Origin of the sequence: Saccharopolyspora sp. CA-218241, assembly GCF_050954615.1 — a bacterium.
GTDB classification, from domain to species: Bacteria; Actinomycetota; Actinomycetes; order Mycobacteriales; family Pseudonocardiaceae; genus Saccharopolyspora; species Saccharopolyspora cebuensis.
Window position 1 is genome coordinate 5,681,835 of record NZ_CP191860.1, and the last position, 21,067, is coordinate 5,702,901.

The following is a 21,067-nucleotide window of genomic DNA, read 5'->3' on the forward strand; positions in this document are numbered from 1 at the left end:
TCAGTCGTCGCCGCGGTCGTCGTGGTCGTCGTCGTGCCGGTCGTCGCGGTCGTCGCGGTCGTCATCGCGGTCGTCGCGGTCATCGCGGTCGTCGTCGAACCGGTCGTCCCGGTCGTCGTGCCGGTCGTCGCGGTCGTCGTCGTGCCGGTCGTCGACCTGGCCGGGTCGGCAGTCGTCGTCGAACCGGTCGTCCCGGTCATCGCGGTCGTCGAACCGGTCGTCCCGGTCGTCCCGGTCGTCGTCGTGCCGGTCGTCGAACCGGTCATCGCGGTCGTCGTCGAGGCAGTCCTGCGGCGGGACCGGCGCGGGCGGCATCGGAGCCTGCGCCGCCACCGGCGCCGGGTCGGCAGGCGCGGTGTCCTTGGCGATGGCCACGCCCGCCCCGCACAGCGCCGCCGCGGCGAGCGCCGCCGCCGGGATGATCACTGCCCGCTTCGCGTTCCGAATGCCCATGATGGTCACTTCCCCTCGTCTTCGTGCTGACGAGGACAAGCTTCGCGGCCGATCGTGAGTCTGCTCTGAAGTCCGGATGAAGGCGTTCTCATCCAAGCGGCGGGCCGTTGCGCTGCGAGAACAGCTCGACCCGCGACCGGCTCAGGCGGGCCAGTCGGCGAAGCGGTGCCCGGTGATCCGCTCGTAGGCCTCGACGTAGCGGTCCCGGGTGGCGGCCACGACGTGCTCGGGCAGCGGGGGCGGCGGGACGTCGGCGGCGCGGTCCCAGCCGGACTCCGCCGAGGTCAGCCAGTCGCGCACGTACTGCTTGTCGAACGAGGGCTGGACCCGTCCGGGCCGGTACTGGTCGGCGGGCCAGAAGCGGGAGGAGTCGGGGGTGAGCACCTCGTCGCCGAGCACCAGCGAGCCGTCGGCGCCGGTGCCGAACTCGAACTTGGTGTCGGCCAGCACCACGCCGCGCTCCCGGGCGTGCTCGGCGGCCCGGCGGTAGATCCGCAGGGTGAGGTCGCGCAGCTCGGCGGCGCGCTGCTCGCCCTCCTGGGCGGCGACGGCGGCGAAGCTGACGTTCTCGTCGTGGGCGCCCAGCTCGGCCTTGGTGGCCGGGGTGAAGATCGGTTCGGGCAGCGCGGCGGACTCGACCAGCCCGGCGGGCAGCGGCACCCCGCAGACCGCGCCGGTGCGCTGGTAGTCGGCGAGCCCCGAGCCGGTGAGGTAGCCGCGCGCCACGCACTCCACCGGCACCATGTCCAGCCGCCGCACCAGCAGCGCCCGGCCGCGCACCTCACCGGGGATGCGCGGGTCGTCGGCGGCGACCAGGTGGTTCGGCACCAGGTCGGCGAGCAGCTCGAACCAGAACACGCTCATCGCGGTGAGCACCCGGCCCTTGTCCGGGATCGGCGTGTCCAGCACGTGGTCGTAGGCCGAGATGCGGTCCGAGGCCACGAGCAGCAGGTGCTCGTCGTCGACGGCGTGCAGCTGGCGGACCTTGCCCGCGGCGATCAGGGGGTATTCGGCGAGTGCGACCACGGGCGGATTCTCACCCACCGGCCCCGGCACGGGTCGACCGGGTCGGTCGGGCACCGGCGGCTCGTCTGGCACGCTGATCGGCATGGTCACGCCAGACGCGCTCACCGCGGCCCGCCGCGCGAACATCGCTCCGTTCCAGGTGATGGAGGTGCTGACCGCGGCCGCCGCGCGCCAGCGCACGCACGGCGACGTGATCTCGCTGGCCGCGGGCCAGCCGTCGAGCCCCGCCCCGGAGGTGGTGCGCCAGGCCGCCGCCGAGGCGTTGCGGCAGCACCCGCTCGGCTACACCGAGCAGCTCGGGCTGCCCGAGCTGCGCGAGGCGATCGCCGGGCACTACGACCGCGCGCACGGCGTGCCGGTCGATCCGGCGGAGGTGGTGGTGACCACCGGTGCCTCCGGCGGCTTCCTGCTGGCCTTCCTCGCCGCCTTCGACGCGGGCGACCGGGTGGCGCTGGCCCGGCCCGGCTACCCCGCCTACCGGGGCATCCTGTCGGCGCTGGGCTGCGAGGTCGTGGAGCTGCCCTGCGACGAGTCGACCCGCTTCCAGCCGACCGCGGCGATGCTCGACGCGCTCGACGAGCCGGTGCAGGGGCTGGTGCTGGCCAGCCCGTCCAACCCGACCGGCACGGTGATCCCCGGGGCCGAGCTCGCCGAGCTGGTGGACTGGTGCCGGGCGCGCGGGGTGCGGCTGATCAGCGACGAGATCTACCACGGCATCAGCTACGCCGACGGCGAGCCGCCGCGCACCGCTCGGGAGCTGACCACCGAGGCGGTCGTGGTCAACTCCTTCTCGAAGCTCTGGTGCATGACCGGCTGGCGGCTCGGCTGGATGCTGGTGCCGCCCGAGCTGCGCCGCGCGGTGGATTCGCTGGCGGGCAACTTCGCGCTGTGCCCGCCCGCGCTGTCCCAGCACGCCGCGGTGGCGGCGTTCGACCCGGCCGCCACCGCCGAGGTCGAGGGCCACGTCGCGCGCTACCGCACCAACCGGGACCTGCTGCTCGACGGCCTCGCCGAGCTCGGCATCACCCGGGTGGCCCCCGCCGACGGCGCGTTCTACGCCTGGGCCGACGTCGGGCATCTCACCGACGACTCGACCGCCTTCTGCCGGGAGCTGCTCGACGACACCGGGGTCGCGGTGGTGCCGGGCGTGGACTTCGACCCGGTGGCCGGGCACCGCTACCTGCGAATCTCCTTCGCCGGCGACACCGACGCCATCGCCGGGGCCCTGGCCCGCCTCGGCGAACGGCTCCCGCGCCCCTGAGGCGGACCGATCCCGCGAGCCGACCCTGAGATGTCCCTGGTCTGGGCCTCGTCCGGGTTCCGGCGGCCCGATTCTCTGGCAACCTGGGGTGAAGTCCCCGGGTGAGCTGAGGTGCGTGGACGTGGTGTGGAAGGTGATCGGCGGGCTGCTGGTGCTGTGGCTCGTGCTGTCGGTGGCGGGAGCGGTGATCGAGGGCCTGTTCTGGCTCGCGGTGGTCGGCGGCGTGCTGTTCGCGGCCACCGCCGCCGTCGGCTGGGCCCGGGACCGCAAGAAGCTCGGCCCCTGAAGCCCTCGAACTGAGTCCCCCGACCCGAGTCTCTCGAACTGGGTGAGGGGCCCTGGTCCCGGTGAGGGGTCCCTTCAGCATGCGGCGGAGCCGCATGCGGTGAGGCACGCAACCGGCACCGCCGCCCGTGCTCGGACGGTGCCGCTCAGCGGCCTTCTCGCGAGGACAGCCGTGACGCCGTGTACGTCGTGGGTACATCGCCGAACGGCTCCCGGAGCGAGCAGGCCGCTGAGGTTCCGCCACCCGCACCGCCACGCAGATCATGGGCGGAAGCGGTCCCTGCGGGTCAGAGGGCTTCGTGGGTGTGCAGGACGTCCCGGGCGGCCTCGGCTCCGGCCCAGTGGTGGGCGTGCAGGCCCGCCTGGAGGCCCGCTTCGACGTTGTCCGCGCGGTCGTCGAAGTAGACGCACCGGTCCGGGGTGGCGCCCAGGCCGGCGAGCAGGATCTGCCAGATCAGCGCCTCGGGCTTGACCACGCCGAGGTCGCCGGAGAACAGCAGGTGGTCGAAGCGCTCCGCCCACGGCTGCTGCTCGACGGCCCGACCGAAGGACGCGGGGGCGTTGGACAGCAGGGCCAGCCGGACGTCCGCGCCCGCGAGGTCCTCGATCAGCTTGACCGTCTCCGGCGAGGTCTCCAGCCAGCCGTCGTTGTCCATCGCGGTGAGCCGCTGGGCCAGCGCGGCGTCGACCCGCACCCCGAGCCGGTTGCCGATGGACATCCAGTACTCCAGGTCGGTGCGCCCCCGGTCGTAGGCGGTGCGCTCCGCCCAGTACGCCTCCTCGAACTCCCGCACCGGCGCCCCGAGCACGTCGGCGATGGACGGCAGCGCCGCGGTGCGCAGGCTGATCACCTCGCCGTAGTCGAAGACGACCCACCGCGTCATCGCTGACCTCCCTGGTCCTCCCCGATGCGGCGGAGCGCCTCGTCGACGTCCGCCTCGGTCACGTCCCGGTGCGTGACGAACCTGATCTTGCCCGCCATCGGCACCGCCAGCACCCCGAGCGCCCGCATCCGCGCCAGCGACAGCCGCACGTCCGGGACCGCGGCGAGCACGATGTTGGTCTGCGGCGTGGTGACGTCGAAGCCGAGCCCGGCGAGGCCGCTGGCCAGCCGGGCGGCGTGGGCGTGGTCCTCGGCCAGCTGGTCGATCCGCTTGAGGGCGATCAGCCCGGCCGCGGCGAGCACCCCGCCCTGCCGGACCCCGCCGCCGAGCGCCTTGCGCATCCGCCGCGCCTCGGCGATGAAGTCCCGGTCCCCGGCGAGGACGGAGCCCACCGGGGCGCCGAGCCCCTTGCTCAGGCACACCTGCGCGCTGTCCACCCCGACGGTGAGCGCGGCGGGCGGAACGCCGAGCGCGACCGAGGCGTTCCAGAGCCGGGCGCCGTCCAGGTGCACGGCGAGCCCGCCGTCGCGCGCCGCCGCGGCGAGCTGGGCGTGCTCGTGCGGGGGCACCACCGCGCCGCCCGCCTCGTTGTGGGTGTTCTCCAGGCACAGCAGCGTGGTGCGCAGCGCGTCGTAGCGGGCGCCGCCGTCGGCGGCGGCCCGGATCACGTCGGGGGTGGGGCGGCCGGGTCCGGCGCTCCACTCCAGCGGGTCGGGCATCCCGCCCGCCAGCCAGGCCGCGGAGCCGAGCTCGTGGGTGAGCACGTGGGCGCCGCGCGGGGCCAGGAAGCGGTCGCCCCGGCGCAGGTGCAGGGCGAGCGCGATGAGGTTGCCCTGGGTGCCGGTGGGGACCCACAGGGCGGCGGCGGTGCCCAGCAACCGCGCCACCTCGTCCTCCAGGGCGCGCATGGTCGGGTCGTGGTCGAGCACGTCGTCGCCGACCTGCGCGGCGCTCATCGCCGCGTACATCGAGTCGTCGGGACGCGTGACCGTGTCGGAGCGGAGGTCGATCGGGGCCGGTTTGGTCACGAACAGATCACACCACACGGGGGCGGGGTGGGGGCAACGACCCGGCGCGACCGCTGCGGTATCAATCACGGGGTGGAACCGGGGGCCTGGACGTGCAACCGTTGCACCCGGGCGTTCCGTCCCAGACGTGCAGGCACGGACGAGCGGAGAGTTCCGCGTGGACCAACGCGAGGAGCAGGAGTTCGCGGAGTACTTCACGGCTCGGCGGGAGGCGGTGCGTCGGATGGCGTACATGATGTGCGGTGACTGGCACCGCGCGGACGACCTCGCCCAGACCGCGTTCATCGCGTTGCACCGGCACTGGCGCAAGGTCCGGGACAAGGGTGCGCTGGACGCCTACGTGCGGCGCATCCTGACCCGGGCGGTGATCGACGAGTCGCGGCGGCCGTGGCGGCGGGAGCGCGCCACGGAGGTGCTGCCGGACCGGCCCGCCGACTCCGGTTCGGTGTCGGACGCGGTGGCGACCAAGCAGACCTTGCTCGCGGGCCTGCAGCAGGTGCCGCCGAAGCAGCGCGCCGTGCTGGTGCTGCGATTCCTGGAGGGCCTCGACGTCAGCGGTGTCGCCGAGGTGATGCGGTGCAGCGAGGGCACGGTCAAGAGCCAGTGCGCTCGCGGACTGACCGCGCTGCGGGAAGCCCTGGGGGACCAGCTCGGCGACCTGCGGTCGGCGTGAGGAGGTGCGTGAGGTGGACGATCGCGAACTGCGCGAGTTGTTCCGGGAAGCGGTGTCCGCGGCCCCCGAGTCGTCGTTCGACGAGCGGGACGTCGCGCGGGCGTCGCGCCGGATCACCGCGCGGCGGCGGATCGCCGCCGCTGGGGGGACGTTCGCGGCCGCGGCCGTGCTGGTCGGCGGCCTCGGCTGGGCGACGGGGATGTTCGGCGGTGATCAGCAGCAGACCGCCGCGGTGGCCCAGCGCACCGCGCCCCCGCCCGCGGAGAGCACCGGACCGGGGGTGCTGATGGAGCCGATGACCCGGTCGGCGGCGTGCGGCCCGCCGGACGCCCAGCTGGCGGCGGCGGTGGCGGCGGAGCTGCCCGCGGTGGCGGCGACCTCGCCGGTCCCGGCCGACGGCCCGTGCCCGCCCGGCACCCGCGCGGCGAAGTTCGTGCTCCGCGACGGGGCGGCGGCGGGGACCGTGACGGTGTCGGTGGTGCCGTCCCCGGAGGGCGCCGAGGCGACCGACGTGCGGCACCCGGACGGCGCGCAGGAGGCCGTCCGGCAGACCCGCAGCGGGCAGCGCCTGGTGGTGGTCAGCCGCCCCGACGCGGGGTCGACCGCGCCCTACGGCGAGCGCATCCCGCTGCTGGCCGGGGACCTCGCGGCGCGCTACTGAACCTGCACCACCGGGCGGCGCCGGTTTCAATGGAGCCGCCCGTGGTGCCCTCGCCCACCAGAATGGTACGTGAGTACCAGATTATAGGTACGGTGGTGCCAATCTGTTCCCGCGAGGAAGGTGGTGGCCTCCGATGGCCTGGATCGTGCTGATGATCTCGGGGGTGCTCGAGGCCGGCTGGGCGATCTCGCTGAAGCTGTCCAACGGGTTCACCCGGCTGTGGCCTTCGCTGTCGTTCGCGGTCCTGGCGACGCTGAGCTTCGCGGGCCTGGCGTGGGCGATGCGGGTGCTGCCCGCCGGACCCGCCTACGCGGTGTGGACCGGCATCGGCGCCGCCCTGACGGCGGTCATCGGGATGGTGTGGCTCAACGATCCGGTGACGACGATCAAGATCGTGTCGATCATGCTCATCCTGGCCGGCGTCGTGGGCCTCAACCTCTCCGGCGGCCACTGACCACCCGTTCAGGTGATCTCGTTCCAGGTGAGGGGCACCCTTGCCCGAGTAACTGGGACAAGGGTGCCCCTCACTCACCAACCTTCCGGGTGAAACGGGTGCTGGTGGGCGCCGGAGGGGCGCACCGGTGCGGCGGTGGGGCGGAAGGGGAGGATTAGGATGCGTCGGCATGACTTCGGCCAGCACTCCCAAAGGTGAGCGACGGCGGCAGGCGCTGGTCGAGGCCGCGGCCGAGCTGCTGGCGGAGGGCGGCTTCGAAGCGGTGCGGCACCGCGCCGTCGCCGAGCGCGCCGGGCTGCCGCTGGCGTCGACCACGTACTACTTCTCGTCACTGGACGACCTGACCGCGGCGGCGGTGGAGCACGAGAGCCGCAAGGAGCTCGACGACGCCCGCGCGGAGCTCGACACCCTGGCGGAGCGCCCCCGCGGCACCGAGGTGGTCACCGAACTGGTGCTCGACCTGCTGCTGGGCGCCCGGTCCCGGGACGGCGGGGCGGAGTCGGTGCTGCTGCGCTACGAGCGGTTCGTCGGCTCGCCGCGCCGCCCCTACCTGGCGCCGCTGATGCGCGAGCTCGGCGCCGAGCTCCAGGACCTGCTCGTCGAGATCTTCACCCGCAGCGGGATGCCGGTGGACCGGGAGCGGCTGCGGGTGCTGACCTTCCTGGTGGACGGCGCGGTGGTGAACGCCCTCATCGAGAGCGCCCCCGACCCGCGCGCCGCGGCCCGCCGGGTGCTGCGCGCTCAGCTCGGCTGAGCCAGCCGGTGCAGGGCGGCGTAGGAGCCGTCCGCCGCCATCAGCTCCTCGTGCGAGCCCAGCTCGGCGATCCGGCCGTCGGCGAGCACCGCCACCCGGTCGGCGTCCCGGGCGCTGTGCAGCCGGTGCGCGATGGCGATGACGGTCCGCCCGGCGAGCAGCCGGGCCAGCGCGCTCTCCAGGTGCCGCGAGGTGCCGGTGTCCAGCAGCGAGGTCGCCTCGTCCAGCACCACCACCTGCGGGTCGGCCAGCAGCACCCGGGCCAGCGCGAGCTGCTGGGCGCGCGCCGCGGGCACCGGGTGGCCGCCGCTGCCGAGCGCGGTGTCCAGCCCGTCCGGCAGCGCGTCGACCCAGTCCCGCAGGCCCACGTCGTGCAGCGCGGCCAGCAGGTCGGCGTCCGACCACTCCCCGGCGACGTCGGACAGCGCCACGTTCTCCCGCAGCGTCGCGGCGAACACGTGGTGCTCCTGGGTCAGCAGCAGCACCGCGCGGCGCCGCCGCTCGGGGGCCAGGTCGGTGATCTCCACCCCGCCGAAGGTGACCGAGCCGCTGTCCGGCGCGTTGATCCCGGCGATCAGCCGCGCCACCGTCGACTTGCCCGCGCCGGAGGGGCCGACCACCACCAACCGCGACCCGGCGGGCACCGCCAGGTCGATGCCGTGCAGCACCTCGCGTCCGGTGCGGTAGCTGAACCGGACGTCGCGCAGCTCCAGGTCGCCGGGTCCGACCGGCCGGGCGTCCTCGGGTTCCGGGTCGGCGCGCACGCCGAGGATGCGGCGCAGCGCCGCCCCGCCGACCTGGAGCTCGTCGACCCACATGAACAGGTCGTCGAAGGGCTCCGACAGCGACTCGGCGTAGAGCACCACCGTGGTGATGGTGCCGAGCTCGGCGATCCCGGCCTGGTAGGCCCAGCCGCCGAGCAGCAGGATCGCGGCGACCGGCAGCAGGTAGGACAGGTCCAGCAGCGGCAGCCAGCGGGCGAGCAGGCCGCGGTGCCTGCGCTCCAGCGCGACGGCGTCGCCGAGCACCCGCTCGTTGTGCGCGGTGCGCCGGTCGGCCAGCCGCAGCGATTCCACCGCCCGGCCGCCGTGCACCGATTCGTGCAGCCCGGCGTTGACCCGGGCCCACCCGGCGAGCTTGGCCTCCACGACCGGCTGGGCGCGCCCGTAGTACCAGCGGGTGCTGAGCAGCATCACCGGCACCGCGGCGAGCATCCCGCAGGCCAGCAGCGGTGAGGTGAGCAGCATCGCCGCCGCGGTGAGCACGATCGCCAGCACCGCCGCGGTGATCTCCGGGACGGCGTCGCGGACGGTGTGGTCGAGCCGGTTGACGTCGCTGGTCGAGCGGGTCAGCAGGTCGCCGGTGCCGGCGGCCTCGACGGTGCCCAGCGGCATCCGCAGCGCGTTGGCCACGACGTCCTCGCGGGACCGCGCGAGCAGGTGCTCGCCCAGCACGCCCGCGCGCAGTTGCGCGGAGCGCTCCAGCTGCGCGTGCACCACCAGGACCAGCAGGAACGCCCCGGCGAGCAGGTCCACCCGCACCGTCGGGGCGCCCGAGACCACGGCGTCGACGATCCACCCGATGAGCTGCGGGGCGACCAGCCCGAGCAGGGTGGAGGCGGCGAACAGCGCGGAGGTGGCGGCGAACCGGCGCCGGTGCTCGGTCAGCGTCCGCCACACCCAGCGGCGGACCTCGGCGTGCGGGGCCAGCGGCAGCGGCTCGCTCACGGCGTCCCCCCGGGGCGGTGTCGGCGACGGCCTTCCACAGCGGGCTCTGGGTGAGCACCACCGTGGTGCGCCCGCTGCGCAGGTCCCGCACCCGCTGGGCGATCCGCTGCTCGCTGTGCGCGTCGACCGCCGAGGTCGGGTCGTCGAGCACCAGCACGTCGGCGTCCGCGCACAGCGCGCGGGCCAGCACCAGCCGTTGCCGCTGACCGCCGGACAGCGAGCGGCCGAGTTCGTCGAGCTCGGCGTCGCCGGGCAGCGCGGCGAGCACGTCGGCGGCGTCGGCGGCGTGCAGCGCGGTGTCCACCGGCACCGGCGTGCCCTGGTCCACCTCGGCGCGCGCGGGTCCGGAGAACAGCGGGTCCTGGTTGTGCACGAGCACGATGCGGCGGCGCAGCTCGGCGGGTTCGACGTCGGAAAGCCGCACCCCGCCGGCCAGCACGCCGCCGCCGACCGGGTGCCCGGCGAGCCGTTCGGCCAGCGCCGAGCCGCCCTCGCCCGCGTCGATCACGGTGAGCTGCCCGGCGGGGGCCTTGAGCTCGTCGTCCTGGAGGTCCAGCGCGCCGGGCGGCAGCGGCACCGGGTGCGGCGGCGCGGCGGCGTCGGGTTCGAGGTTGAGCAGGTCGCGGATGCGGTCGGCGGCCACCAGCGCGACGGCGTAGGAGTTGGCGGCCTCGGTCGCGGTGCTCACCGGGATCACCAGGAACGCCGAGATGCCGTAGAAGGCGACGAGTTCGCCGACGCTGATGGTGCCGGTGAGGGCGAGCCGGGCGCCGAGCCAGGTCACCAGCACCGTGACGAGCCCGGGCAGCAGCACCTCGGCGCCTTCCAGCCAGGACTCGGCGCGCACCGCCGCCACCCCGGCGGTGCGCATCCGCTCGCTGCGCTCCTGGAAGCGCCGTCGGAAGCGCGCCTCGCCGCCGAGCCCGCGCAGCACCCGCAGCCCGGCCACGATGTCGGCGGCCATCGAGGTGACCGCCGAGAACCGCTCGCGCTGCACCTCCTCGCGCCGCTGGTACGGGATCAGCAGCGGCGCGATGCCCGCGGTGGCCAGCGGGATGCCGATCAGCACGATCAGCCCGAGCAGCGGGGAGATGTAGAGCACCGCCACGGCGGCGACGGCGAAGGACACCAGCGCCCCGGTCAGCCGCCCGGTCACCTCGAAGAAGGTGGCGACCTCGGTGATGTCCGAGCCGCCGGCGGTGACCACCTCGCCGGTGCCGACCCGGCGGGTGGTGGTGCCGCCGAGGCGGACGACGTGGTCGTGCACCAGCCGTTGCGAGGTCTCCGCACCGTGGATCCACGACGAGTGCGCGGCCCAGGTCAGCAGCGCCGAACCGGCGGCCTGGGTGAACCCGAGCAGCACCACGACCCCGGCCCAGGCCAGCAGCGCGGACACCGAGCCCGCGCGGATGCCGCTGTCGATGGCGGCGCCGACGACCAGCGGGAGCACCGCCGTGGGCAGCATCCACAGCGCCCCGGACACGGCGGTGAGCAGCAGCAATCCGGGGCGTTGGCGCAGCAGGGACCAGAGGAGGCGCGCGGGGCCTCGGGTGTCGACCATGGCCGGTTCACGCTAGTGCGGGCCGTGACCGCGGAGCCACCGATTTTCGAGGTCGGTCGCCGATCGGGTGATTCAGAAATCCCAGATGGTGTGGGCGAAGTCGCCTTCGGCGGTCTTGCGCGCGCAATCCTCGCACCGGTCGGTGATCGCCCGGGATTTCGGCTCGCGACCGCCGGGCGTGGCCGGGGGGATCTTCAGCCAGACGTCGCACAGCGACGGTACCCACTGGCCGGAGTACACCGCTCCGGGGCGCATCGTGGTGGCGTGCCTGCGGTCCGCTCCCACGCCGACGATCCAGAACACGTCCTGCCGCTCGTCGTGGAACACGTCAGTGACCATCCGTTCAGATCCCTATTTTTTTCAGTTCCGATGGGGTGACGACACTAGATTCGGACGGGTGCCGCGTCCACCGTCGGCCCGCATTTTGAGAGCGAATTAATGTTGTGCGCGAAGTGGCCGAATCGCGTTCTTTGCCCGAAGCGGGTGACTACCTGCCGACATGCGGATTACGCATCGGTAACTTCCTCTCGCACGTGCAGCGGGCCGGTGCACCCGCACGTGCATCCGCCCCTGCCGATGCACCGACCGGTGCCCCGGCCGCCGGGCCGCGGCCTGCGTCTATCCTGGGTTTTCGTGACGGCCAAGCCCAGCATCCCGAACGTCCTCGCCCACCGCTACGCCTCGCCCGAGCTGGTCGAGCTGTGGTCGCCGCAGCACAAGGTCGTCCTGGAACGGCGGCTGTGGCTGGCGGTGCTGCGCGCCCAGGCCGATCTCGGCGTCGACGTCCCGGAGCAGGCGCTCGCCGACTACGAGCGGGTGCTGGAGCAGGTCGACCTCGACTCCATCGCCGAGCGCGAGCGCACCACCCGGCACGACGTGAAGGCGCGGATCGAGGAGTTCAACGCGCTGGCCGGGCACGAGCAGATCCACAAGGGCATGACCTCGCGCGACCTCACCGAGAACGTCGAGCAGCTCCAGGTGCGGCGCAGCCTGGAACTGGTGGCCGACCGCGCGGTGGCGGTGCTGGTGCGGCTGGCCCGGCTGGCCGCCGAGCACGGCGAGCTGGTGATGGCCGGGCGCTCGCACAACGTCGCCGCGCAGGCCACCACCCTCGGCAAGCGCTTCGCCACCGCCGCCGACGAGCTGCTCACCGCGTTCCGGCGGCTGGAGGACCTGATGGGCCGCTACCCGCTGCGCGGCATCAAGGGCCCGGTCGGCACCGCGCAGGACGCGCTCGACCTGCTCGGCGGCGACACCGCCAAGCTCGCCGAGCTGGAGCAGCGGGTGGCCGCGCACCTCGGCTTCGGCGGCACCCTGACCAGCGTCGGGCAGGTCTACCCGCGCTCGCTGGACTACGACGTGCTCACCGCGCTGTCCCAGCTCGCCGCCGCGCCGTCCAGCTTGGCCAAGACGATCCGGCTGATGGCCGGGAACGAGCTGGTCACCGAGGGCTTCCAGCCCGGCCAGGTCGGCTCCAGCGCGATGCCGCACAAGATGAACACCCGGTCCTGCGAGCGGGTCAACGGCCTGGCGGTGGTGCTGCGCGGCTACGTCTCGATGGTCGGCGAGCTGGCCGGCGACCAGTGGAACGAGGGCGACGTGTCCTGCTCGGTGGTGCGCCGGGTCGCGCTGCCGGACGCGTTCTTCGCCCTCGACGGGCTGCTGGAGACGCTGCTGACCGTGCTCGACGAATTCGGCGCGTTCCCCGCGGTGATCGACCGCGAGCTGGACCGCTACCTGCCGTTCCTGGCGACGACGAAGGTGCTGATGGCGTCGGTGCGCGCCGGGGTCGGCCGGGAGACCGCCCACGAGGCGATCAAGGAGAACGCGGTCGCGGTGGCGCTGGCGATGCGCGAGCAGGGCGCCGAGCGCAACGACCTGCTGGACCGGCTGGCCGCCGACGACCGGCTCCCGCTGGACCGCGCCGAGCTCGACGAGCTGCTGGCCGACCGGCTCCAGTTCACCGGCGCCGCATCCGCCCAGGTGACGGCGATCGTCGAAGCCGTCCAGGAGGTCGCCGAGCGGTATCCAGGAGGGGCCGACTACACCCCGGGCGCGATTCTTTGAGGTTGTTCTGTGGTCCGGCTGCGTAGCGGTGCCAGCAGCGGAACCTCAGCGGCCTTCTCGCTCCGGGCGCCCCTTCTCATGTATGCCAATACACAGCGGCGGGGCGTCCTCGCGAGAAGGCCGCTGAGAACCCGCGGCGGTGCCGGTTGCTTGGTGGGGCAAAGCGGAAGCGGCTCGCGCCGCTTGCCTGACAGTGGTCGGGTTCGGCGCGCGCACCTGGACCGGATGTAGGTGAGGGGCACCCTTGTCCAAGTTACTTGGGCGAGGGTGTCCCTCACTCAGCTTCCGAACGGGTGAGTGTGGCGCGCGCCGGAAGCTCGCTCACCCGGTCGCCGCAGCGGGTTCACCCCTCGTCGGGACCGTCGCCTCGGACGTCGGGCGGGACGGGGCCGTGGGCGTCGAAGAAGTCGAGCTCGCAGCGGGTGGCGTGCTGGAACAGCCGGAGGCAGCGGGCGCGCTCGCGCTCGTCGAGCCCTTCGCCGATCCGGTCCACCTCGGCGCGCAGCCAGTCGACCCAGTGCCGGAACTCGGGGTTGGCGTGCAGCGCGATCCACTCGGCGTGCACGAAGCTCGGGGGCGGCGAGTCGGGCGCCCGGGAGGCCCAGTCGAGGTAGGTCCACTCGGCGACCAGCAGCACGGTCAGCACGTCGGCGTAGCTGCCCTTGTCGGTGGTGTCGGCCATCAGCTCGCGGAAGGCGGCGGTGGCCGGGTCGAGAACCGGGGCGGTGCGGTCGGATTTCGGCACGTCGAGCTCGTCGAAGGCCCGCTGGAAGTAGGTGTTCTCCTCGCTGGTGACCACCCCGATGCTGCCCGCCACGGCCAGCCGCGAGGTGTACCGGTCGGCCCGGGCCACGGCCGCGCCGAGCAGCGCGAGGAACCCGTCGACGAACTGGTAGTCCTGCACCAGGTACGAGCGCATCCGCTCCGCCGGCACGCACCCGGCGAACAGCTCGTCGACGAACCGGTGCTCGACCACCTTCGTCCACGCCGGCTCGCTGCGCTCCCGCAACCACTCGCTGAACGTCACGACTCCTCCTCGACGACGGTGCCGCCGCCGAGCATCCCATCCGGGCACCGCCCCCGGAAGATCAACGTTCAGCTGCGGTACCGATCGAGCAGCGCCGGATCGAGCGACCGCGCCGCGCCGAGGATCTCCACCCCGAGCAGTTCCCCGTCCGCCGAGTAGTCGAGCACCACGCCGACCTGCCCCGCCGCGTCCTCCACCGGCACGTTCCGCGCCGCTGCACCGCGCCCGATCTCCCGGAACGCCACGTAAGCGGCATCGGCCTCGGGATCGAACGTGAACTCCGGGTACGCCATCGGCCGACCCTAGGACGGCGCCACCACCCCGCAGGGCCGAAACCGCGCGCTCGAACCTGGTGAGGGGCACCCTGTACCCGGTGACGTGGTACAGGGTGCCCCTCACTCACCACCCCACCGGGTGATCGGGCTGTTCAGGGCGTCGGCTTCGACGCCAGCAGCGCCTCGGACAGCCAGGTGCCCAGCCCGGCCAGGTCCTCCCCGCGCGGGTCCGCCGGATCGCCGCCCGGCTCCGCTTCGGGCGTCCCGCTGATCGCCGCGACCAGGGACAGGTACCTGCCGTGGGTGGCCTCGTACTCCGGGTCGTGCAGGACTTCGTGGTGCATCTCGGCGATCACCGGGAAACCCGTCGCCATCCGGTCCCACAGCTCCGCGTCGACGGTCGCGCCCGTCGCCTCGGCGGTCTGCCGCACCAACCGGGCGGCCAGGTCCCGAGCGTGCGAGGCGTCCGGGGCCAACCCACTGCGGTGCGCCGCGATGATCCGCGACATGAGGTCCTGCCCGGACGAGGCGATGAAGTCCTGCACCGGTTCCGCGCCCATCAGCAGCCCGGGGCCGGTCGCGTAGGTGTCGTGCAGGTAGCTGCGGACGGCCGCGCGGAAATCCGGGTCCTGGACGAGTTCGGCCAGCTCGATCCACGCCTGGAGCTGCTCGGCGGTGGGGTCGTCCGGCAGTCGGGGCCGGACCCCGCGGAGCCGCTCGGCGGACCCGGCGGGCAGCCCGGCGCTCACCTCGTCCCAGAACTCGTCGAGCAGCCGCTCCCGCTCCGCGTCCGGCATCGTGACCAGACCGCGCATCAGCAGGAGCCGCTCGCCGGGATCGTCGTGCCGCACCAAGGCCCGGAGCACGGCCCGCTTGGTCCGCAGCTCGGCGCCCTGCCGCTCGACGAGGTCCAGGTGCTCCGCCAGCAGGTAGCGCAACGCCGACTCGCCCGAGAGCAGGCGGCGGATCTGCTCCAAGCCGGTACCGAGGTCCCGCAAGGTGCGGATGAGCTCCAGCCGTGCGATCGCCCGCACGTCGTACAGCCGGTGCCCGGCGGCGGTCACCTCGGTGGGCTCGACGATGCCTTCGTCGGCGTAGAAGCGGATCGCGCTGACGGCCAATCCGGTCCGGCGCGCGGTATCTCCGATGGGGAACAAGCGGTCGTCGGTGACGTTCATGCGCCCACCATGCGACCTCAAGCCGCTCGAGGTGCAAGCCCCGCGATCCAGGTGAGGGGCACCCTGTACCCAGTGACGTGGTACAGGGTGCCCCTCATTCACCACCCTTCCGAGTGGTGAGCGGTCCCGGCGGTGTCGGGGAAGGGGGCGCCGGGACGTCGGGGCGCACGGCGATCAGAGCCGGTGCAGCGCGTCGAGGATGCGGTTCAGCGTCGCGGTGTCGCGGGTGTAGCCGGGCGGGAGTTCCACGCGCGGGGCGGGGATGCGCGGCAGCAGGCGGGTGGGTTCGTCGGCGAGCGCGTCGGCGAGGTCGCCGCGCAGCGTCAGCCATCGCGGAGGTTTGGGGGCGGGCGTGGGGACCGGCGGGAGGCTTTCACCGGCGTGGGAAGCGGCGGACACACGCGGGCGGGCAGGTGCGGGCGTGCGCGGGTGCGCCGGTACCCGGGTGCGCGCGGGCGTCCTGGCGCGGGCGGGAGCGGGTGCGCGGCGGCACTCGTCGATGACCTGCCAGGCGGAGGTGGCCCCGGCTCCGGCGCTGCCGTGGCGGCCGGGAGCGAAGTAGCGCGCCGCCCACACCGAGGCGACGGCGGCGACGGCGGTCGCCCCGAAGGCGATCCACCCGGCGCAGTTCATCGGGTGCCCGCCTTCGGCATCCCGGCGAGCACCCGCGCCTCGGCGTCGCAGGTCGTGCAGGTCCGCCACAACCACGCCAGCACCGAGTTGTCGGCCGCGACGAGAGCACCGCACAACGTCACGACCTCCTCGCCATCCGGGTACAGGCCGAAGTTCGGCGCGGTGCTCGCGTGCCGCAGACCAGCACCAGGCACCCAGTGGAACGGATGCGGCTGGTACTTGCGGCCCCCGATGGTGATGGACGCCGAATCGGCTTGCTGCCCGCCGCAGGGATTCTCGGACATGGTGTCCCACCTCCTGTTCGTAGCCGTCCGTGTTGATGGATGAACAGAAGGTATGGATGTAGCCACATCGCCGTCTAGTAGACAGATAGACGAGTACCCGATTGTGGGATCACATGCGATGGATTAGCTGCCTAGGATCTGTCTGGTGGCTGTAGACATCAACGGATTGACGCCCAGGGCGCGAGCTCTCTCGGCTGCCCTCCGAACGGCACGCGAAGCGTCCGGCTTCAGCGGGCGCGAAGTGAGCCGACGTCTCGGCGTGAGTCACAGCATGGTGTCGCACTGGGAGCGAGGACGGCGCGTTCCGACTCCGGAGGAAGTCGCTTCGCTGATGACCGCGATCGGCGTCATCGGCGCGGAGAAGGACCGCGTGGTCGAACTGGCACGCCACGCCAGCGAGCCCAACTGGCTCACCGTGGGCATGCCGGGCATCCCGCAGCAGCTCGCGGGTGCGGTCGAGTGCGAGCGGTCGGCGTCGTCGATCGTCGAGTGGGCTCCCTCGTGCATTCCCGGTTTGCTGCAGACCACCGAATACGCGCGAACGATCCAAGAGGAGAGCGGACTTTCGCCTCACGCGGTCGAAACGCGCGTGATGCTCCGCATCGCCAGGCGGGAAGTCCTCACACGGAAGAACCCGGTTCACTTCGCTGCGCTGATCGGCGAGAACGCGGTCCGAGATCTAGTGGGAACAGCAGAGATGATGGCGGAGCAGCTCCGGTACTTGGTAGATCTAGCGGGCCGCCCGAACCTCACAGTGCAGGTCGTTCCCTCCCGAGTTGGCTGGCATCCCGGGCATGCTGGCCCCTTCGTGCTGTACGACTTCGCCATAGCACCGCCTGTGGTGCACTTCGAGCATCACAGCTCCGGCGCCTTCGTTCCCGATGACGACGATGTACGTGCCTACAAAGCTGCCATAGATACGATCCGAGCAAAGGCATTGGGTCCCGACGCAACGACGAACTTCCTACGGGAACTCGCAGACGAGATGGAGCGCAGCAGATGAAGCCGAAAGCATGGCGCACGTCCAGCTATACGAACCCGAACGGCAACTGCGTCGAGGTCGGTCACATCTGTGACGGCGCCGCCGTCCGCGACACCAAGCACCGCGCAGGCGGCTACTTCACCACCACCACCGACCAGTGGACCACCTTCATCGACGCCATCAAGATCGACCGCTTCCGCTGACGCACCGCCCGACGTGCCCGCCCGGACTCCCGGGCGGGCACTCGTCGTCTCAGCCCTGGATGTCGACGCTGGTGACGACGATCTCAGCCAGGTGGCTGTTGTAGGGGTCGTCGCTCTCGGCCCGTTTAGCGTCGATGACGTTCAGGCCCTCTTCGGAGATCGTGCCGAACACCGTGGTGCGAGGCAAATGCCCGTGGTCTCCGAAGGCCATGCCAAATTCCGCGTGATAGGCAGAGCTCATCATCAGGTACCCACGGCGGTTCGGCTCGCCAGTGATGACCTCGTCGGTCCAGTAGTAGCCGGACTCCCCACCCCAGGGCTGAGGCGGGGCTGAGGGCGGAGGCTCCTCCCCGGGCGGAGGCGGAGGCGGAGGCGGGGGCGGAGGCGGGAGCTCTTCGTCCCAAGCCGGGTCGGGGCCGCACATCAGGAACTCGACCTTTCCGCTGTTGCAGCTGGTGTTGTCGTAGAAGTGCTGCTCGACCCGATCGATGAAGGCGTTGACCGTGCACGGGGCCAGCGACCGGTCAAGGATCACCGGGACGGTGCCGATGTTGGTGTTGATGTTGGCCCGCACGATGCCCCTCGCGGAAACCTCGCCGTCGGCCGGCAGCTCCACCGGCCGGTCCGGTTCCTTCCCGTTCGGCCGGTACTGGCACGTGACCTGTTCGGGTAGCGGGGTCGGCCGCGTCGGTGGGGTCACGAAGCCCTGGGGGATCAGCACCTGCTCGGTCTGCGTGACGGCCTCACCGGCCGGATCACCGACCGGAACACCGGCGGAGCGACCGTCGTAGCGCTCCTGCCAGACGATCAGTGCGAAGGCGGCGACCAGCGCCGCGATGGCCGCCGCCGACGGGATACCCGTGCGCACCGCCCGCCGCGTCTTCGCCCACACCCCCGGGGCCTGGGCTTGGCCGGTCGGATCGAGCGCCGCCGGGTCCGGCGCCGTCATCGGGCGGCTGGCCTGCTCGTCCGCCGCCTCCTTCGCGGCGGCCTCGGCTCGGGCCAGGGCCGCGTTCGCGGCGGCGGCGACGGAATCGGTGTCGTCCTCGACGAGCATCGCCAGCGCGTCCCGGGCGGCCCCCGCCTCCTCGGCGCTGCCCGAGCGCAGCAGCTTGGCCAGCTCGCCCACGATCGCCATGCGCACCAACGGGAGCGGGCTGCGCATCGCCTGGCCGATCTCGGGCGGGAGGTCGGACCGGGCGGGGCTGGTGGCGACGACCAGCCGACCCTGGAACCTGCTGTCCAGGCCGGGGGTTTGGGGTTTGCCCGCGGCTTCGACCTGGGCGTAGATGAAGTCGTAGAGCTCGTCGACGTCGACCAGGCCGTCGGCGTTGCGGTCCGCGCCACCGGTGCGCAGGCCCTCGACCAGGGCCCCGGTGAACACCGACGGACCGGCCGCCCCGACGAGCGTCGACCCGGCGTCATCGCTCGATTCGAAGGAGTACTCCAGCGCGGACGAGGACGTCATGACCGCGCTGCCGCGCCCGCCGAGCTGTTCGAGGGCTCCGGCGTTCTCCCCGGTCCGGTGGGTCGATCCCGGTGGGAACGCACCGGCGAAGCAGCAGTCCAGCACGACCACCACCCGGCGGGACCTGGTGCCGTCCATCTGGTTGCGGACGAACTGGGCGCTGACCGCGGTCGCGTTGAGCCGGTCGTGGCGGGAGTTGGCCATCGCCAGGTGCAGTCGGCCGTAGTCGTCCTTGATGCCGTGCCCGGAGATGTAGAGCAGGACCAGGTCGTCCAGCCGCGCCGCCGCGAAGAGGTCTTCGATCGCCAGGTTCGCCACGTGCGCGGGCGGGCTGCGCAGCGCTTCCACCTCGTACCCGCCGATGGCCGGGTCGGCGAGCACCGCGGCCAGCGCCTCGGCGTCGGCGTGCGGCGCCCGCAATCGCCGGAAGGTGGCGTCGGTATAGCTCTCGGTCGCGATGAGCAGCGCCCGGCGCTTTCCCGTCACCACAGCCCCTACCCCCATACCCACGATCAGCGTGCCACGCCAGCGATCTTCCGCTCGCGAATATAACGAATGTATCACGGTTCCCGATCACCCCGAGGGCAGATCAGACAACTCGCCCGCGGTCACGTCCGCACGGAAAGCCCGCCCGGCCACCGCCCGCCTCCGCTACGGTGTCCCGCATTCAACCAGCGGAGGGGACCGATGAACCGCATTTCCATCGAGGTCAGCGAAGCCGGGAGCGACGGCGAGGAGCTGGATCGCCTGACCCGGCGGCTGCGGGCCGACCTGCTCGCCCTGGACGTCGAGGACGTGGCGATCCCGGACGGGCCGCCCGCGCCGGAGGGCGCCAAGGGCGCGGCGACCGAGCTGGGGACGCTGGTCGTCACGCTGGCGAACTCCACCGTCCTGATCGCCGTGTGCCAGCTCGCCCGGATGTGGGTGCAGACCAACAAGAACCGCAAGGTGCTGATCAAGGACGGCGAGCGCAGCATCGAACTGGTCGCCTCGTCGCAGGAGCAGCACGACCGGATCATCGACGGCCTGCTGAAGGCGCGCGAAGCCGAAGCCGTCGAACGCGACTGACCTCTGATCGAACCCCTGGTCGGGTGGAACCGGGGAGCCCTACGCTGCATCTCATCGACAAGTGACCGCTACGCGAGGGGGCCGCACGTGTACATCGAGGAGACCGGCGCCGGCAATGGTGATCTCACCATCACCGTCGAAGGCGAGGAGTACACCGCCGAGGCCAACTACGACCTGGACGGCAACGGCATCGACGAGACCGTCGCGGTGATGACCGACACCGGCTACGTCGCCTACATCGACGAGAACGCCGACGGGCAGGCCGACGTGATGCAGACGATCGGCGCCGAAGGCCAGGTCGTCAGCCAGGCCCGGTACGACGGGGCGAGCGGCCACTGGACCGGCGAGGCCCCGCAGCAGCACGGCGGCGACCAGGGCGGCGGCGAGCAGTCGATGGTGCTCGACACCCCGCAGGGCGACGTGCAGGTCGGCCCGGCCACCGAGGACACCAACTCCGACGGCATCGCCGACACCGCCGTGGTGCAGAACGAGCAGGGCACCATGCTGGTCACCGACATCGACGGCGACGGCTCGGCCGACCAGGTGGTCGAGATCGACCAGGCCGGCGGGGTGACGATCTCCCACCACTCCGGCGACGGCGAGTGGCGGGTCATCGAACAGGGCAGCATGGACCAGTCCGGCAGCTACACCCCGGACCGGCTCACCGCCGCCACCGACGACGCCGCCTGGACGTTCGACGAGGAGCCGCCGCCCGCCCCGGCCGCGGGCGGAGCCGCGGGCACCTCCGCCGCTTCCGGTGCGCCTTCCGACTCCGCGTGGAACTGAGTTTCCCTTTCCACCCGGAGTAATCCGGAAATCCCATCGAATTCCAGGCCATCGGGGGTTTGAGCGCGCGATGACCCGCGCTCACCACCGCGGGTCACCACGCATACCCCTCCGGCTCCGGGACCGAATTGCCGGAAATCCTTGCATGGCCCGCCGGAGACTCCGGCGGGATTTCGTCCAGACCATTGCCCTGTCCGGTTCTGAATCGATTCCCTTATCGTTCCTGTGAGAGATGGAACAACTCCGATCTCCGTTGTGCGGCGCCTTCCCCGTTAACCTCGGTGCATCCCTTCCCAATCCACTCGGCCTTCGGGCCGGGCGGAGCATTC

At 72.4% G+C, this 21,067-nt stretch carries 24 protein-coding genes and 1 pseudogene; 12 read left to right on the forward strand and 13 right to left on the reverse strand.

Annotation, left to right across the window (positions count from 1 at the left end):
* Complete coding sequence (locus ACQP0T_RS26920; protein ID WP_433870533.1) at positions 1-549, reverse strand: hypothetical protein; 549 nt, start codon at positions 547-549, stop codon at positions 1-3.
* A 45-nt stretch (positions 550-594) separates the two neighbouring features.
* Positions 595-1,479, reverse strand: a complete 885-nt coding sequence (locus tag ACQP0T_RS26925) for a phosphoribosylaminoimidazolesuccinocarboxamide synthase (protein WP_433870534.1) — start codon at positions 1,477-1,479, stop codon at positions 595-597.
* A gap of 82 nt (positions 1,480-1,561) precedes the next feature.
* On the opposite strand from ACQP0T_RS26925, the gene ACQP0T_RS26930 reads away from it, so the two are divergent.
* Together ACQP0T_RS26930 and ACQP0T_RS26935 are read left to right on the forward strand one after the other, a co-directional pair.
* Positions 1,562-2,740, forward strand: coding sequence for a pyridoxal phosphate-dependent aminotransferase (locus tag ACQP0T_RS26930; RefSeq protein WP_433870535.1), 1,179 nt, complete (start codon positions 1,562-1,564; stop codon positions 2,738-2,740).
* Positions 2,741-2,861: 121 nt separating this feature from the next.
* Positions 2,862-3,026: a hypothetical protein gene (locus ACQP0T_RS26935; protein WP_345356718.1), complete on the forward strand. Its 165-nt coding sequence runs from the start codon at positions 2,862-2,864 to the stop codon at positions 3,024-3,026.
* A 286-nt stretch (positions 3,027-3,312) separates the two neighbouring features.
* Here the strand turns inward: ACQP0T_RS26935 and ACQP0T_RS26940 are convergent, their stop codons facing one another.
* Entirely contained in the window at positions 3,313-3,909 is a 597-nt protein-coding gene (locus ACQP0T_RS26940; RefSeq protein WP_433870536.1) for an HAD family hydrolase, read from the reverse strand.
* Positions 3,906-4,937, reverse strand: a complete 1,032-nt coding sequence (locus ACQP0T_RS26945) for a threonine aldolase family protein (RefSeq protein WP_433870537.1) — start codon at positions 4,935-4,937, stop codon at positions 3,906-3,908. The genes ACQP0T_RS26940 and ACQP0T_RS26945 overlap by 4 nt, the downstream gene beginning before the upstream one ends.
* Positions 4,938-5,094: 157 nt before the next feature.
* Between ACQP0T_RS26945 and ACQP0T_RS26950 the strand changes: the two genes are divergently transcribed.
* The 4 genes from ACQP0T_RS26950 (at position 5,095) to ACQP0T_RS26965 (ending at position 7,479) form a co-directional block, all read left to right on the forward strand.
* Positions 5,095-5,610: a SigE family RNA polymerase sigma factor gene (locus tag ACQP0T_RS26950; RefSeq protein WP_345356709.1), complete on the forward strand. Its 516-nt coding sequence runs from the start codon at positions 5,095-5,097 to the stop codon at positions 5,608-5,610.
* A 13-nt stretch (positions 5,611-5,623) separates the two neighbouring features.
* A complete protein-coding gene (locus ACQP0T_RS26955) occupies positions 5,624-6,271 on the forward strand; it encodes a hypothetical protein (protein WP_345356706.1) in 648 nt (215 codons plus the stop codon).
* Between the two features lie 133 nt (positions 6,272-6,404).
* Positions 6,405-6,725, forward strand: coding sequence for a DMT family transporter (locus ACQP0T_RS26960; RefSeq protein WP_345356703.1), 321 nt, complete (start codon positions 6,405-6,407; stop codon positions 6,723-6,725).
* A gap of 169 nt (positions 6,726-6,894) precedes the next feature.
* Positions 6,895-7,479, forward strand: a complete 585-nt coding sequence (locus tag ACQP0T_RS26965; protein WP_345356700.1) for a TetR/AcrR family transcriptional regulator — start codon at positions 6,895-6,897, stop codon at positions 7,477-7,479.
* Here the strand turns inward: ACQP0T_RS26965 and ACQP0T_RS26970 are convergent.
* Positions 7,467-9,206 (reverse strand): ABC transporter ATP-binding protein, encoded by a 1,740-nt coding sequence (locus ACQP0T_RS26970; protein WP_433870538.1) that lies wholly within the window; start codon positions 9,204-9,206, stop codon positions 7,467-7,469. The genes ACQP0T_RS26965 and ACQP0T_RS26970 overlap by 13 nt on opposite strands.
* A 17-nt stretch (positions 9,207-9,223) precedes the next feature.
* Between ACQP0T_RS26970 and ACQP0T_RS26975 the strand changes: the two genes are divergently transcribed.
* Complete coding sequence (locus ACQP0T_RS26975; RefSeq protein WP_433870539.1) at positions 9,224-9,412, forward strand: hypothetical protein; 189 nt, start codon at positions 9,224-9,226, stop codon at positions 9,410-9,412.
* On the opposite strand, the pseudogene ACQP0T_RS26980 reads toward ACQP0T_RS26975, so the two are convergent.
* Positions 9,397-10,767 (reverse strand): annotated as a pseudogene (locus ACQP0T_RS26980) (ABC transporter transmembrane domain-containing protein); the annotation flags it as partial. The gene ACQP0T_RS26975 and the pseudogene ACQP0T_RS26980 sit on opposite strands and share 16 nt — an antisense overlap.
* Before the next feature lie 72 nt (positions 10,768-10,839).
* On the reverse strand, positions 10,840-11,106 hold the full coding sequence (locus ACQP0T_RS26985) for a hypothetical protein (RefSeq protein WP_433870540.1): 267 nt from the start codon (positions 11,104-11,106) through the stop codon (positions 10,840-10,842).
* A 294-nt stretch (positions 11,107-11,400) separates the two neighbouring features.
* On the opposite strand from ACQP0T_RS26985, the gene purB reads away from it, so the two are divergent.
* Complete coding sequence (gene purB, locus ACQP0T_RS26990; protein WP_433870541.1) at positions 11,401-12,834, forward strand: adenylosuccinate lyase; 1,434 nt, start codon at positions 11,401-11,403, stop codon at positions 12,832-12,834.
* 343 nt (positions 12,835-13,177) lie between these two features.
* Here the strand turns inward: purB and ACQP0T_RS26995 are convergent, their stop codons facing one another.
* The 5 genes from ACQP0T_RS26995 to ACQP0T_RS27015 all read right to left on the reverse strand — a co-directional run bounded on the left by ACQP0T_RS26995 (position 13,178) and on the right by ACQP0T_RS27015 (position 16,231).
* Entirely contained in the window at positions 13,178-13,861 is a 684-nt protein-coding gene (locus ACQP0T_RS26995; RefSeq protein WP_433870542.1) for a TenA family protein, read from the reverse strand.
* Positions 13,862-13,929: 68 nt separating this feature from the next.
* A complete protein-coding gene (locus ACQP0T_RS27000; RefSeq protein WP_433870543.1) occupies positions 13,930-14,154 on the reverse strand; it encodes a DUF2283 domain-containing protein in 225 nt (74 codons plus the stop codon).
* Between the two features lie 134 nt (positions 14,155-14,288).
* A complete protein-coding gene (locus ACQP0T_RS27005) occupies positions 14,289-15,314 on the reverse strand; it encodes a MerR family transcriptional regulator (RefSeq protein WP_433870544.1) in 1,026 nt (341 codons plus the stop codon).
* Between the two features lie 174 nt (positions 15,315-15,488).
* Positions 15,489-15,947: a hypothetical protein gene (locus ACQP0T_RS27010; protein ID WP_433870545.1), complete on the reverse strand. Its 459-nt coding sequence runs from the start codon at positions 15,945-15,947 to the stop codon at positions 15,489-15,491.
* Positions 15,944-16,231: a zinc finger protein gene (locus ACQP0T_RS27015; RefSeq protein ID WP_433870546.1), complete on the reverse strand. Its 288-nt coding sequence runs from the start codon at positions 16,229-16,231 to the stop codon at positions 15,944-15,946. Before ACQP0T_RS27015 ends, ACQP0T_RS27010 begins: the two co-directional genes overlap by 4 nt.
* A gap of 145 nt (positions 16,232-16,376) precedes the next feature.
* On the opposite strand from ACQP0T_RS27015, the gene ACQP0T_RS27020 reads away from it, so the two are divergent.
* Entirely contained in the window at positions 16,377-17,234 is an 858-nt protein-coding gene (locus ACQP0T_RS27020; RefSeq protein ID WP_433870547.1) for a helix-turn-helix domain-containing protein, read from the forward strand.
* On the forward strand, positions 17,231-17,416 hold the full coding sequence (locus ACQP0T_RS27025; RefSeq protein WP_433870548.1) for a DUF397 domain-containing protein: 186 nt from the start codon (positions 17,231-17,233) through the stop codon (positions 17,414-17,416). Before ACQP0T_RS27020 ends, ACQP0T_RS27025 begins: the two co-directional genes overlap by 4 nt.
* Before the next feature lie 49 nt (positions 17,417-17,465).
* Here ACQP0T_RS27025 and ACQP0T_RS27030 read toward each other — a convergent pair whose 3' ends face one another.
* Positions 17,466-19,370: a caspase, EACC1-associated type gene (locus ACQP0T_RS27030; RefSeq protein WP_433870549.1), complete on the reverse strand. Its 1,905-nt coding sequence runs from the start codon at positions 19,368-19,370 to the stop codon at positions 17,466-17,468.
* Between the two features lie 201 nt (positions 19,371-19,571).
* Here ACQP0T_RS27030 and ACQP0T_RS27035 point away from each other — a divergent pair, with 201 nt between their 5' ends.
* Both ACQP0T_RS27035 and ACQP0T_RS27040 read left to right on the forward strand, forming a co-directional pair.
* Positions 19,572-19,952 (forward strand): effector-associated constant component EACC1, encoded by a 381-nt coding sequence (locus ACQP0T_RS27035; RefSeq protein ID WP_433870550.1) that lies wholly within the window; start codon positions 19,572-19,574, stop codon positions 19,950-19,952.
* An 87-nt stretch (positions 19,953-20,039) separates the two neighbouring features.
* Positions 20,040-20,738, forward strand: a complete 699-nt coding sequence (locus ACQP0T_RS27040; RefSeq protein WP_433870551.1) for a DUF6802 family protein — start codon at positions 20,040-20,042, stop codon at positions 20,736-20,738.
* Positions 20,739-21,067 lie beyond the last annotated feature (329 nt).